14 protein-coding genes and 1 riboswitch are annotated in these 13,434 nt (G+C 42.8%); of the genes, 4 read left to right on the top strand and 10 right to left on the bottom strand.

From position 1 onward, the window contains the following. Nucleotides 1-225: 225 nt before the first annotated feature. Together LCM11_RS13675 and rlmH are read right to left on the bottom strand one after the other, a co-directional pair. Nucleotides 226-1,476 carry a GTPase family protein gene (locus LCM11_RS13675; RefSeq protein ID WP_224894850.1) on the bottom strand — a complete coding sequence of 417 codons (1,251 nt, stop codon included), beginning with the start codon at nucleotides 1,474-1,476 and terminating at the stop codon, nucleotides 226-228. 273 nt (nucleotides 1,477-1,749) lie between these two features. Then, nucleotides 1,750-2,229 (bottom strand): 23S rRNA (pseudouridine(1915)-N(3))-methyltransferase RlmH, encoded by a 480-nt coding sequence (rlmH, locus tag LCM11_RS13680; RefSeq protein ID WP_224894851.1) that lies wholly within the window; start codon nucleotides 2,227-2,229, stop codon nucleotides 1,750-1,752. Nucleotides 2,230-2,445: 216 nt separating this feature from the next. Here rlmH and LCM11_RS13685 point away from each other — a divergent pair, with 216 nt between their 5' ends. Further along, nucleotides 2,446-3,423, top strand: coding sequence for a Gfo/Idh/MocA family protein (locus LCM11_RS13685; protein WP_224894852.1), 978 nt, complete (start codon nucleotides 2,446-2,448; stop codon nucleotides 3,421-3,423). A 67-nt stretch (nucleotides 3,424-3,490) separates the two neighbouring features. Here LCM11_RS13685 and rbsK read toward each other — a convergent pair whose 3' ends face one another. The 4 genes from rbsK to LCM11_RS13705 all read right to left on the bottom strand — a co-directional run bounded on the left by rbsK (nucleotide 3,491) and on the right by LCM11_RS13705 (nucleotide 6,806). Continuing rightward, on the bottom strand, nucleotides 3,491-4,375 hold the full coding sequence (rbsK, locus tag LCM11_RS13690) for a ribokinase (protein WP_224894853.1): 885 nt from the start codon (nucleotides 4,373-4,375) through the stop codon (nucleotides 3,491-3,493). Nucleotides 4,376-4,531: 156 nt separating this feature from the next. Continuing rightward, on the bottom strand, nucleotides 4,532-5,794 hold the full coding sequence (locus LCM11_RS13695; protein ID WP_224894854.1) for a M48 family metallopeptidase: 1,263 nt from the start codon (nucleotides 5,792-5,794) through the stop codon (nucleotides 4,532-4,534). 81 nt (nucleotides 5,795-5,875) lie between these two features. Beyond that, nucleotides 5,876-6,355 (bottom strand): hypothetical protein, encoded by a 480-nt coding sequence (locus tag LCM11_RS13700; RefSeq protein WP_224894855.1) that lies wholly within the window; start codon nucleotides 6,353-6,355, stop codon nucleotides 5,876-5,878. After that, nucleotides 6,345-6,806 carry an NUDIX hydrolase gene (locus tag LCM11_RS13705; protein ID WP_224894856.1) on the bottom strand — a complete coding sequence of 154 codons (462 nt, stop codon included), beginning with the start codon at nucleotides 6,804-6,806 and terminating at the stop codon, nucleotides 6,345-6,347. The genes LCM11_RS13700 and LCM11_RS13705 overlap by 11 nt, the downstream gene beginning before the upstream one ends. Before the next feature lie 260 nt (nucleotides 6,807-7,066). Here LCM11_RS13705 and LCM11_RS13710 point away from each other — a divergent pair, with 260 nt between their 5' ends. Beyond that, a complete protein-coding gene (locus LCM11_RS13710; protein WP_224894857.1) occupies nucleotides 7,067-7,243 on the top strand; it encodes a hypothetical protein in 177 nt (58 codons plus the stop codon). Between the two features lie 125 nt (nucleotides 7,244-7,368). On the opposite strand, the gene LCM11_RS13715 is transcribed toward LCM11_RS13710, so the two are convergent. Then, nucleotides 7,369-8,238, bottom strand: a complete 870-nt coding sequence (locus LCM11_RS13715) for a 5'-methylthioadenosine/S-adenosylhomocysteine nucleosidase (protein ID WP_224894940.1) — start codon at nucleotides 8,236-8,238, stop codon at nucleotides 7,369-7,371. Nucleotides 8,239-8,424: 186 nt separating this feature from the next. Then, nucleotides 8,425-8,528, bottom strand: a riboswitch (purine riboswitch). 353 nt (nucleotides 8,529-8,881) lie between these two features. Between LCM11_RS13715 and LCM11_RS13720 the strand changes: the two genes are divergently transcribed. Beyond that, nucleotides 8,882-9,457 (top strand): hypothetical protein, encoded by a 576-nt coding sequence (locus LCM11_RS13720; protein WP_224894858.1) that lies wholly within the window; start codon nucleotides 8,882-8,884, stop codon nucleotides 9,455-9,457. Between the two features lie 142 nt (nucleotides 9,458-9,599). Here the strand turns inward: LCM11_RS13720 and LCM11_RS13725 are convergent, their stop codons facing one another. Both LCM11_RS13725 and ltaE read right to left on the bottom strand, forming a co-directional pair. Next, a complete protein-coding gene (locus tag LCM11_RS13725; protein WP_224894859.1) occupies nucleotides 9,600-9,776 on the bottom strand; it encodes a hypothetical protein in 177 nt (58 codons plus the stop codon). Between the two features lie 118 nt (nucleotides 9,777-9,894). Beyond that, nucleotides 9,895-10,914 (bottom strand): low-specificity L-threonine aldolase, encoded by a 1,020-nt coding sequence (ltaE, locus tag LCM11_RS13730; RefSeq protein WP_224894860.1) that lies wholly within the window; start codon nucleotides 10,912-10,914, stop codon nucleotides 9,895-9,897. A gap of 133 nt (nucleotides 10,915-11,047) precedes the next feature. Between ltaE and LCM11_RS13735 the strand changes: the two genes are divergently transcribed. Continuing rightward, nucleotides 11,048-11,743, top strand: a complete 696-nt coding sequence (locus tag LCM11_RS13735; RefSeq protein WP_224894861.1) for a DUF2306 domain-containing protein — start codon at nucleotides 11,048-11,050, stop codon at nucleotides 11,741-11,743. A gap of 450 nt (nucleotides 11,744-12,193) precedes the next feature. On the opposite strand, the gene LCM11_RS13740 is transcribed toward LCM11_RS13735, so the two are convergent. Continuing rightward, a complete protein-coding gene (locus LCM11_RS13740; protein WP_224894862.1) occupies nucleotides 12,194-13,417 on the bottom strand; it encodes a S1C family serine protease in 1,224 nt (407 codons plus the stop codon). Nucleotides 13,418-13,434 lie beyond the last annotated feature (17 nt).

A 13,434-nucleotide genomic window follows, 5' to 3' on the forward strand; every position in this document is an offset into this window, starting at 1 on the left:
CCCCCACTAAAGAAGGATTTTGAATTCAATATCAAAAGTATAATTTATATGGAGGATTCCTTTTCCCCACATTATTTTATAGTTAAATATATCTTTAAATGTTGCTTCCAAGTGTAAAATTTCATAACATAGATAAAGGAGCAAATCACTATGATATGCCCCCGTTACTTATTTCTTCAAAAGTTGATACTCATTTAATGCGTAATAGACTTTAACATGCAAAGATTATTCCTCATATCCTTTCTTATACTCTTCGGGTTTTACCTTTTTGTCATAAAAGAAATATGCTTCTGCTGATTTACCAATAGAGTATGTAGCTCCAGCAGCGATTGACCCTGATATTGCCGCGCCACCAACTGGTAACAATTTTACTAGTTGCCTTGCTCCTTCTCTTATACCAAATGCCGCCCCTATATTAATCCCTGCTGCACTTAGATATTCAAATGCGGTATCTTTTGAAACATCTCTGCCAGATAAAGCTCCAATTATTGATATTAGCAACAACTGAAGAGGTGTCAACAAAGCTATGTCAGATAACGGTATTGTAGAGCTACCTATACCTCCTGAAATACCGGTAAACCGCTTTATTAGTGAAGATGAGATTCCCCTTAATTGTTCAGACCTTTTCTGTGCTTGAAAAAAATCCAATCTGGCAGACTCTTCTAAATGATTACCTATTAAATCAGACAAAGTGTTTATATTCCATAAATCACCCTCTAATGAAGAAACAGGAACAACACCAACATAATTGCTTTCAGTCGTTTCATAACCATAATAAGGGTTATTATGGTTCAAGTTTGCTTTTTCCAAACCTAATACATCATCAACCATATAGTTTAAAGTTTCAGTTAGAAGACCAGCTTTTTTCGCATACTCTTCAGGCGGCCACTCTCTTGGGTTTCCAATTGTATCTGCCTTATTTAGTACTAATATAGTAGGGATTTTTAACTTATGTTCTTTTTTTACTTCCTCCATAATTTCATTATAAATTGAAAAATCATTGGATAGATTACGAGTTTCAGGAGTACTAATGACATGCATTATAACATCTGGAGAATACTTGATTATGCTATTTTTCAACACAGCCACTGCATCATCTTCTAAAGTTTCAGAGGGCTTTGTAGTTTCAAATATTCCTCTTGTATCTATAACTTGCCATGTTGAATGTGACTCTGGAAATGTGATCACATAAGGTATTGATTCAGGAGTTTGGGGCTTCACATCATTAATAGTAGCTACTTGCTTCCCTGAAAGTGCATTTATAATTGAAGATTTCCCATGTCCACTTCTTCCCATCAACAACATAATTGGAGGTCTGCTATCTTCCACTAACTTTCTAATTTCTTCTATAGCTGGCCCCATTACAACTCTTTTCACGAAATTCTTGTTTTCTTCATTTAAATTTCCTGCAAAAACATCAAATAACTCGTCAATAGCTTCTAACAATTCTTTTGTTTTTTCTTTATCAATTGCCACTAACAATCTCCTCTCGTATAGAAAAGTTTTTGAAGCTTCTTGCGGTCTTGAAATGTTCTAATATGCCTATATAATTCGACATAAAAGCCAAACTTCCTTGTTTATTAGTAAAAGCTTTATTAATTAATAAAATGTAATGTTCCATTTGTAATTAAAATAGAGAATAAACCAATAGTGTCCCACAACACAGTGTGAAGCTCTTTTTTTGTTAGTCATGAACCCTAAACTTTAACAGAGGAAACATTTTTGATATCCAAATAATTCTATTGAACGTTATTTATGATAAGGCTCCCCCTTCATAATCTTAAACGCCCGGTACACCTGCTCCACCAGCATCAAACGCATCAACTGATGCGGAAACGTCATCTTAGAAAATGACAGGCTAAAGTCACTCCGCTTCAGCACCTCGTCACTCAACCCAAGCGATCCGCCAATCACAAACGCCACTTTACTCTTTCCATATGTCGCAAGACTGTCCATATGACTGGCAAGCTTCTCAGAAGTCAGCTGTTTCGCTTCAATTTCAAGCGTCATCACATACGTGTCCTGGGAAATCTTAGACAGGATCCGCTCCCCTTCTTTCTGCTTCACTTCTTCCATTTGAGCTTCACTCAGGTTTTCTGGTGCTTTCTCATCCGGAACTTCGATAATGTCCACTTTGGCATATGGGCCGAGTCGTTTCACATATTCTTCGATTCCCTGTTTTAAGTATTTTTCTTTTAGTTTTCCGACAGTCACGATTGTAATTTTCATAGGTAAATCCTCCGTAATTTATGTTGGTTTTAGTGTATCACAAAACCTGCAGGCTCAACCTTTCCCTGGGAACGCTTATACCCTCTGCTCCAGCACTTCTTTTATACGATAAAGACTCGCTCTCTGTAAGAAAACCTTTTCATTAGTAAAACCCTTACAAAAACGCTACCATTATAATCAATACCTATTTTTGTCATATTAAAAGGAGGAATTCTAATGAAATGGGGCATCATGAGTGCCGCGAATATCGCCAAGAAAATGGTGATTCCAGCCATTCAACGTGCAGAAAATGCGGAGATAGAAGCCATTGCCAGCTTGAGCGGAAATGCTGAAGAAACCGCCGCATCCTTCGATATCCCGAAAACGTATGATACATATGAAGGGCTGCTTGCCGATGAGGAAGTGGAGGCCGTGTATATTCCGCTTCCAAATCATCTTCATAAAGAATGGACCATTAAAGCCGCTCGTGCAGGGAAGCACGTGTTGTGCGAGAAGCCTGCCGCCTTGAGCCGGGCGGACGTCGAAGACATGATTGAGGCTTGTAACGAAAATGGTGTCTATTTCCTGGAAGCGTTCATGTACCAATTCCACCCTCAGCACCAGCGTGTTAAAGAGTTGATTCAGGAGGGGCATATTGGAGATGTTCGGTTGATCAAGCCCACCTTTTCGTTCAACCTGGATCCATCAAGCTACAATATTCGCCTGGACGCTGACAAGGGCGGGGGCGCTCTTTGGGATCTGGGATGTTACGGGGTCCACTCAGCTTTAAATCTTGTAAATGAACAAGTGAAAGACTGGAATGTTTCATCCAGTATTCACCCCACTTACCATGTGGACACGACGACATTGGCCGCCCTTACATTAGAGAATGATGTGAAAGTATCCATCGAATGCAGCTTTGACGTGCTATTCCGAGATGAATATCAGGTAGTAGGAACAGAAGGGATGATCCACGTCCACCACGCCTATCGACCCGATGCGAAAGAACACTTAGGAAAGATCACCTTAACCAAAGTTAATGGAGAAAAGCTGGTTTATCATGAAACAGGGGATCAATACCGCCTCCAGGTGGAAACGTTTATGAATGCGATTAACAACCAGGAATCTTTACAACCCTATCATGAAGCAACCAAAACATATCTGGATGTCGTAGAGAAATTACAGGAAGAGATGAGTAAACAAACCAATCATTAATGCATTTAAAACCACCTCAGGTCATCCATAATATGGATGACCTGAGGTGGTTGTTTTTTCCTTTATTTTAGTTCTCTTTCATGAAGCGTTCCACAGCTGCCTGGGTCGGCATCCCGCTTTGAGCTCCTTTCCGTGTAGCCGATAAAGCAGCGGCTGCATTCGCTATCCTGACGGAATCATCAAGCGTGTCTCCACGTCCAAGATAGGCAGCCAGAGCTCCATTAAAGGTATCACCGGCACCTGTAGGATCTTCTACGTTCACTGGGTAGCCTGGAATCTTTAGTTCTTCTCCTTGTTGATAGATAATGACGCCCTCTTTCCCTTTCGTCGTGATCCATTGCTCCCCTTCCATTCCTTCTTGTAATTCTTTTTTGAACAGCTCTGCTTCTGTTTCATTCGGGGTTATGTAGCGAAAGGCTTCAATTACAGAAGCAGGCAGCGGCTGGTAAGGTGCAGGATTTAAGATCATCGGAATCTTTAACTCTTTGGATAAAGAAGCAAGATAAGTAATCGTGTCGAGGGGAATTTCTAACTGCGTCAGAATAATGTCGCTCTCTTTTATGACGTGTAGATGCTCCTTAATATAATCAGGAGTAACCATTCGATTAGCTCCGGGAGCCACAATGATCCGATTATCCTGATTCGATAAGATAATCGTAGCTGTACCGGTGGACATGTTCTCCTCCATAGATACAGACGATGTACTAATTCCCTCTTCCTTTAGATGATTTAGAAGGTTTGTACCGAAATCGTCGTCACCAACAGCGCCCAGTAAACAGACATCTGCCCCCAGACGAGCGGCGGCTACTGCCTGATTGGCTCCTTTTCCGCCTGGATATGTAGCAAAGTGGTCACCGAGCACCGTCTCTCCCTGCTTGGGCATAATGGACGTTTGTACGGTCAAATCCATATTAATACTGCCGACTATGGTAACCTTTGGTCTCTTCTCCATAAGTGAGCTCCTTTCATGCGGGAATATTCTCTCTTTAACCATCATACCAATACAGCTAGCACAAATAAAAAAAGCACCCTTAAAGGTGCTAATTTTTACCACCTCAGGTCATCCAGAAAATGGATGACCTGAGGTGGTATTTTTTGGTTGTTCCCTTTATTCGGTTTGCTGGTACTGTTCGAGCAGGTGAATGCGCTCCATCATGGTCGGATGACCGTAGCGCAAGTATTTCACTAGAGCCGGAGGATTCACTTCACTAAGTCCGTTCACCGTCAGCTCCTGAAAGGCGCCGACCGCCGCTTCTGGATTTTGTGTCATTTCAATCGCGTACACGTCCGCATCCATCTCTGCGTTTCTCGAAATCGCGAGCTCCACAGGAGTGGCTGCAAAGCTTAGTAACGACAGGATGATGAAGAGGACCGGCAGCCCGGCGATATCGGAGACGGACTTTATGTTTAGCTGATCTCCCCACTTACGTACGGAATATTTCATGAGATGATACGCCAGATACAGTCCAATAAACGCGGCAGCGACCGCTCCGAACAGGTTCCAGTACAGGTGATGCATCACATAATGGCCAATTTCATGCGCCATGATGAACAGCACTTCTTTTTCCTGCAGGCGGTTAAGTGTCGTATCCCAGAGGACAATGCGTAAATTGGATCCAATGCCGTTCACGTAAGCATTCATACTGTTCGTTTCTTCTGACATGTTCACTTCATAGACCCGCTCAGCCGGAACATTCGCTTCATCCGCGAGGTTCAGTATCTTTTCTTCTAAGTTTTTATCCTTCAGATCCGAGAACTCATTGTATAGCGGGTCAATCACCACCGGCTGAAGATACATCATAAACACTAAAAACGGCACCATTAAAATCGAAGCGTACAGCCACCAGCGTTTTTCGAACTTTCTCATCAGCGTGTACAAAACCGTAATGAGCAGCGCCATAATGATATAGCCCACCCAGAAACTGATGAGTTCATCTTTCATCCAGTCGGAAAACGTCTGGGTAGATATGCCATAGCTGAGCGAAAGCCTGCGGCTGATGTAATCAACCGGAAACGTAAGTATCCAGGTTAATGTGGAAAGAAGCAGGACATACACCGGGATATGTACAATTGAAAAACGGGACACTTTCTCGCCGGACTGTTTAAAAACCGTGGATATTCCAAAGATCATCACACCTAAATAAATGATCCACTCGAGCGGCAGACTGACAAAGTAGAGAAAATCTTTATAACGGGAATAATCCTGACTCTGCGCGAGCTCTTTTGCCGTCATAAAAGTAGCTGGGTCAGCCGATGTTCCCTGGTAAGCTTCGGGCACACCGAACCCGGCCCATTGAAATAAGTATAGACCGATCAGGACGCCATAAATCGCAAATAGTATGAGTGTCCAAGTGAGGAATCGTTTCTTCACTTCGTCACCTCCGGATGTTTTCTACCCCTTATTGTACGAGCATTGAAATCATTTTAGAACAAAAGGCTCCCGGTCACAAGATCAGGGCAGAGGTTCAAACTGCCGAATCACTTGGAGGACTTGTTCTCTGGAGAGATCATCTTCACTTGAAAACGAGTGGTAATCAAGTCTGTAATAAAGATTCTCTTCCTTCCATAAAATCGAGTGCCCCTCGGCATCTACAATGTACTCCCCCCTCCAATCATCGGAGATTTTAAGCGGTTCTGATTCATAGGAAAGGGCATTATTCGATTGAAAATCATAATCACTGACCATAACACGTAATACACTGTTGTGTTCATTAATGAAGGATATAACAGAGCCCCCGCCGACCATATCATTACTAACTTGAACGTCGAATGCCTTAAAAGGAAGCTGTTCGGGGAGCTTAGCATTTTCAGGCAATTTATCGGACACCTCAAAGACTGAACTTCGATCGTAATCATAAAGTGGCACTTCCGAGCTGCACCCTGGGAGGACAGCCAGGATGAACAGCACGAATAGGATAGTTTTAATTCTCAACGATCACATGCTCCGTATGTTCAGGAACCCTGCGCAGTCCAGCAGTCAGAAACTCAGGCTGCACAACGATTTCATTCAGTTCATTGATCGGAATCCATTGATAAATGAGCCGCTCCCCTTCCAGCCCGTGGTACGGTCCTTTCTGGAAATAGGACTGATTAGAAATTAACGTGCAGTAAAAGCCAAGCTCATGATAGTCATGTCCATCATAGTGAAAGAAATTCTCCGCAATCCACGGTGTATGGTCTACGTGCACCTCGTACCCAAGTTCCTCTTTCATTTCCCTGACGACCGTGTCTCTTGCCTGTTCACCAAGCTTGACTCTGCCCCCTGGCAGCGCCCAGTACTTGTCGTCCACTTGCTTATGTAGTAACACATGATCCTGCTCAATCAGTATGCCCGCCGCCCGATAATTAAAACGCTTCGATCCCGTCTGAAACCTAACATCCATTTCCATTCCTCCCCCATAGAATTGTCTACCCTCTAATGTACCACACACAGGAATAATCTGGATCCTCAGGTCATCCAAATTATGGGTTAACCAGAATATGGATGACCTGAGGTGCCAAAAAATACCTCAACCTCACTATGTGAAATGTTGAACAAAACTCTTGCTATTTATTCAATCCGCTTATATAATAGATTCATAGTTTATAATGTGAATGATTTCACATTATCACACAAAATCAAGATAACCATCACCCGAGATTTATGCCAACCCCTGAAAATTTACAGCTAAAAGTCACGTTTGATCCGGCTACCCACCGGGTACTAGTTGCACAGGTGATTTCCAAAGCAGACGTTACACAATCGATCAATACGATGAGTGTCTGCATCCAAAGCGGAATGAAGATGGAAGAACTAGGCTACGTGGATTTCTTCTTCTAACCGCACTTTAATCAGCCCTGGAACTTTATTAATAAAGCAGGACTACAATCCGCTCTCTAAAAGATATGAAGAATACAAGAAAGCCCCTGGTCCGTTTAGCAGCTTGACCAGGGGCTTTTCCTATCTTATTCGCCTGTTTGGGTAGAAATATATTCTTTCACGACTTCATACACATAAGCCTGGTTCGCTTCCGCTGTATTCGGGTCGTACTCTCCCCCGTTCACTTTGTTGTTGGAAAGGATACGGATCCCTAAGAACGGCACATCATACTCTTTGGCGATCTGCGCGCCGGCAGCCCCTTCCATTTCCTCAACGGAAGTTCCATACTTCTCGTGGAACCACTGAATGCGGTCTACTTCATTGTTCCAGACGTCCGCTGAGCCAATCGTACCTTCAACCACTTTTCCTTTCTCATGAACATCTTTCACAGCCTGAGCCGCAGCAAGTAGTTCTTCGTCCGCTTCAAAGTAACGGATATTTTCTGCATCAGGATCTTCGCCTGCGCTTCCTTCAGAAGCCATGAGGTCCATAGGAATCCATTCTTTCGGAGCGATCCCTTCGCCATCTGCTCTGCTTCCTGTTTTCAGTGACCCGATATTCGTCGTACGTTCTCCTAAGACGATGTCATAGACATGCAGGTCCGGGTCGTGTCCGCCAGATGTTCCCTGGTTAATAATCGCTGCCGGATCGTATTTTTCAATCGCGATCGCCGTAGCTGCCGCTGTGTTTTCCATTCCTTTACCGGTCTTGGCTACGATGACGGGATAATCATTCACGGTTCCTTTATAAAAAACAAACGATCCGGATTTTTCCTCTTCCACATCTTCTAAGCGCTCAGCAAACTTTTCCGCTTCAATCGGCATTGGGCCTTGCACAATAATCGGCTGCTTGGCGTTTTCTTCATCTTCAGCCGCTGCCTGATCGGATGATGTGCATGCTGCAAGTAATGATACGAATAGAATAGAAATAATAGCGAGTAGTGCGTATTTTTTCATCAAAATAAATCTCTCCTTAACCAATAGAATAATAGCTTTCCAGAACCCACATATGCTCCTCGCACTCTCTTCTTCCGTCCATAAAAATAGGCCTAGAAAAGTAGAATTCTCTACCTTCTAGACCTACAAAGTCAAAGCACACCACTGTTCAAGTATGATAAACCAGACCATCAGAAACCTGCTGATTATGGGTGTACTTTAACTCGTAGTCCAGTTCTTTCATTGGGAACCGGGTAGAGACGCTCGGACCTTATTTCCGAGAATATACGAGTTGGATATGTAATTGGGCTACTGTGATAATATAGCAGACTCATTCGACACATTCAACCAAAAAACGAACAAAAATAAAAATATATACATCAATGTTCGTATTTATACAAAAATTAGGAACTGAACAAGTCTTCCCTATTCACATTTTATCTTTCTACCGCTCCGTAATTGCTCACGAATAGCTTAGGGATTGATAGATGTTTTATTTGATATCATTATAATAAAGGGATAATTGGATTCTATTTGGCTAAAGACGTGAGCATTCTAACCATACTAAGCAAAGGTTCAGGTTGCTTTCGATTTCAAATCAAGTTGTAACTCTGAAAACACAACCATCCCCCTGGAATTTCATTCATATAAAGGAGAGTCATTGGTGGAAAATTATAGTGTACTTTATTTAAAGCAAGAAAACAGATTTAGAAGCCAGAGTAAAAATTACAGACTAGCAAGTAACGAGAAAGTTGTCGGGATCATTGAAGAGGATACATCCAGTTCCAGAGACACAATTAACAGGCTTTTAAAAAGTATCAGCTTGTTTGCCTTTACCAGTGTTGATTTAAATATAATGACTAAGAAAAACGAACTTATTGGAGAGTTAAAAAAACAAAAAGGTTTTTCAAATACCTATACATATAGATCTTTTGATGAGGAAATTTATTCTATTGAAGCTAAAGCCGGGTTAAGTGATCCGAAAACATCCCTCACTATTTATAGCGGTGATGAAGAAATTATTAAAGGAAAAGGTGATTTTAGTGCTTACAGGTTTGAATTCTTTGATAATAACAATAGTTTATTAATGAGTGTAAAGAAAACGACGCTCCCTTCAAGCCTCAAAAACTTTTTCGATTCTTTCGATGTATATAAAATAGATATTAAAGATCCACTATCGCCATACTATAATCTATTTATAGCACTTGGACTTATCATAGACTTAAATTTCCATGGATAATACGCGCAAAATCTACATATTCTCTGAGACCTAAGCGCTTCATTTCAAAACAGCCTGTTCATTTTAGCGAATATCTACAATTATACAAATAGCCCCCCATAAAAAAAACCCCTCCGGATTTCTCCAAAGGGGTGAGGGGAGGTCATTTCATTCGCTTAGTGGTTTTCTTATACGATTTAGATTTCCTAACATGCTTACTGAGTTCATCCAATGGAATACCGTCCACAAAGCGATCCTTATCAAACATTTCAGCGAAAATGCGGTGCTGGGCGGCTGACAGATGCTTTCTCATACCTTGACCAGTCTCAAGTTCCGGCATGGAACTCACCTCCAAAGTGTAAACTTTCGAGTCCCTCTTTTGACTGATGAACTGTCTCCAGGTGATCTCATACTTCACCTTATGATGGAGAGCCGCCGAATATGTACAATTCCATATATTACAAGCACTGATTGACTCGTTCAATCACGTGACCGATGTTTTCACGTGAAACATCGTAGTGGGTAACAAACCGAACTGTGTAGGGTCCAAAAGGTACAGCAAGCACGCCCTCATGCTTCAGCTCTTCGAGAAACTCATGGGAAGTCTTCCCCCGGCCTTCCACATTGACTAAGACAATATTCGTGTCCACGTGATTCTCAATTTCCAGCCCTTTTATATTTCCTAACCCTTCCGCTAACTGACGCGCATGCTCGTGATCTTCCGCCAGCCGCTCCACCATGTCATTCAGAGCCACAAGACCTGGCGCCGCAATCATTCCCACTTGACGCAAACCGCCGCCGAGACGCTTTCTCCATTTGCGCGCTTTACGGATAAAATCCTCTGATCCGGCGATCATAGAGCCCACCGGTGCTCCTAACCCCTTGGATAAGCAGAATTGAATAGTCGTCGTCTGCTCGGCATACTCCTTTATAGTAATACCAGAGGCCACCGAAGCATTAAATATTCGTGCTCCGTCCAAATGAACCGGAATACCAGAGGCCTGTGCCGTTTGATAAATCTCCTGCATGTTTTCTAACGGAAGAATCGCTCCTCCGGCCTTGTTGTGGCTATTTTCCAGACAAATCAGTCCCGTTTCCGGAAAATGAATATCATCAGGCCGGATCGCCGCTTTAACCTCCTGAGGGTTCATCGCCCCTCTTATACCTTGCAGCGTTCTCGGCTGTACGCCGGCCAGGGCAGACATGGAAGCTCCTTCGTATAAAAACAGATGGGCACTCGCTTCCATTAGAACCTCATCCCCGGGATTGCAATGAGTCAGCACAGAGATTTGATTCCCCTGCGTACCACTCGTCACAAAAAGAGCGGCTTCTTTCCCTGTGATTTCAGCAGCTCGATTCTCAAGCTTTTTGACCGTTGGATCCTCTTCATATACATCATCTCCCACCTCTGCTTCGAAGGCAGCTTCACGCATGGCGCGGGTGGGCTTGGTTACCGTATCACTTCGTAGATCAATCACACTATCTCCTCCTCTGCTATTATTGTACGAAACAATTCAGAAAGATGGAAATATAGGAATAACTAAGACGATTCGCCTGCTTCTTATGATATAAATAAACTAACAACGATCGATGACCAAAGGGGGAAATCAGGTGAATACGTTTCAAATGTTGCTATATCTTCACGTCCTGGCTGGGTTTACGGCACTTACGGTATTTTGGATACCTTTAGTCACAAAAAAAGGAGGGAGGATTCATAAACGTGTGGGGTGGGTGTATGTGTGGGCCATGGGGATCGTAGCTGCTACCGCTTTTTACATGGGGACGTATCGAATCGGATTTGACGATTCACAAAATGCGGCAGACAAATCTTTTGCTTTTTTTCTACTGTTTATAGCGATTCTGAGCGCTTCTACAGCCTGGAACGGAATACGGGTGCTGAGATTCAAGCGAAGAACAAAGAGACACCGTTTATTCAGTATAGATACAGGGATTTCGTTGTTACTCGTTCTCAGTTCCATCATTACGATCGCGATCGGCTGGGTGAATCAGTTTCCTTTGTTGCAGTACTTTCCGGTGATTGGACTCTTTTTAGGTTATGGACAGCTCAAATACTGGCTCACGCCTCCACAAACGAAAATGCACTGGTATTTTGAACACTTCGGCAACTTAATTGGGTGTTCCATCGCCACCATTACTGCTTTTACCGTTTTCGGCGCCCCGCGCTTATTAAATATTTCGTCGATCAGCATCTTTCTGTGGTTTTTACCAACTGTAGTCCTCACGCCATTGATTATTGGTTTTTCACGTTATTACCGGAAAAAGTTCCGAATATCTACAATCAAGTGATATTTATCCACACTTTCGTATATCGTTAGAGAAATGGGAGTCCAACTACAACTACAGTATAAAATTACTCTTCCTATTTGTTTACCTCCTTTACGAAGCTTTCATTATCCTTACATGCGCTTCATAATTTAAGGGTCAAAAGTTACCCACATGTGGAAAATCTAACTAACGATTTTAGTTACCCACAATTGTCCACAGACTTATGCACAATTATTGTTAATTTTCTAATATTCACAGGTTTTCCCCTGATGTAAACAGGTTATCCACAAAACTATCCACATATACACAAAATGGGAGGGGTATATGGTAGTAGAATTTACGTTCGCCACCATATATGCTATTTATCCAGAACACTATTCACAGGCTGTGGACAATAATATGAGGTTTTTCGACAATAAAAGAGATATCCCCAACGGTTTAAGTTTTAAGGATACCTCTTTTTTGCACGTTCTATTCTTGTGAACCAAGGGTTACGGTCGTCGTATTCTTTTCACCATCACGGTAGTACGTGATCTCAAGTTCATCTCCGGCATCTTTTTCGTTGTATAAGTATTTCCGAAGATCAATAATATCCTTCACTTTATTGCCATCGAGTGAAGTGATGACATCAAGTGGCTGCAATCCAGCTTTAGCTGCCGGCGACATCTGCTTAATACTTCGTATATACAGACCGCCTTCCACTTCCTCTGGTAAATTCAGCGTACCTTCCCATTCCGAGCTTGGAACTTCATTAAGGCCGTAAGCCTCGATTCCAATATACGGGCGGTTCACCTGTCCGTATTGTTCCAGTTCTTGAATAATCGGTTTAGCTGAGTCAATCGGAATAGCGAATCCTATCCCTTCCACAGCCGATTGAGCAATCTTCATAGAATTAATCCCGATTAACTGACCGTCTATGTTGATTAAGGCTCCTCCACTGTTTCCTGGATTGATGGCCGCGTCCGTCTGGATAACCTCTGCCTGCCAGTCTTCTAAACCATCTCCATTAAAATCCTGAGGAATAGCGCGCTGCTTGCCACTGATAATTCCCTGCGTGACCGATCCGGAAAAACGAAGCCCTAATGGGTTACCGATAGCAATCGCAGGTTCACCGATTTTAAGGTTTTCTGAACTTCCGAGTTCAATCGTATGCTCCACCTGATCCCCGGGCATCTTAAGAACCGCTAGATCGGTAAATACATCGCTTCCGACAAGCTGGGCTTTAATTCTCGTTTCATCGGCAAGGACCACTTCAATTTCACTGGCCCCTTCGATAACGTGATTATTAGTCACCACATAAGCCGTGCCATCTTCATTTTTGTAGATAACGCCTGAGCCTACATTGCTTTGCTGACTGGAACCATTCTGCTCCCAGAAATTCTGCTGAGATTGAAGGTTAACCACACCTACTACGGAAGGAGTTACTTTATCTACGACTTCTGTGATTTGCGTCGTTACGTCAAGCTTCACATTTTTCGTCGTATCTCCTGTTAGCCCCTGGTCATCATCGACCAGTCCGCTGTCATCTTCAGGAATGGTAATCTCATAAGGAAGTAATTCGGTTTGAACTAGTGCTGGAAGTGCTAATAAGATTAAAACTGCACCAAGGATCACACCTACAATGGTAGGCATAACCCAACGTCGTCGACTGTTCTTCTGCTGGGCAGCTGGGGAGTGGTCATCATAGTAGCCCACGCGGCTTCACCCATCCT

It is taken from the genome of Halobacillus halophilus (assembly GCF_020171985.1).
GTDB lineage: Bacteria > Bacillota > Bacilli > Bacillales > Halobacillaceae > Halobacillus > Halobacillus halophilus_A.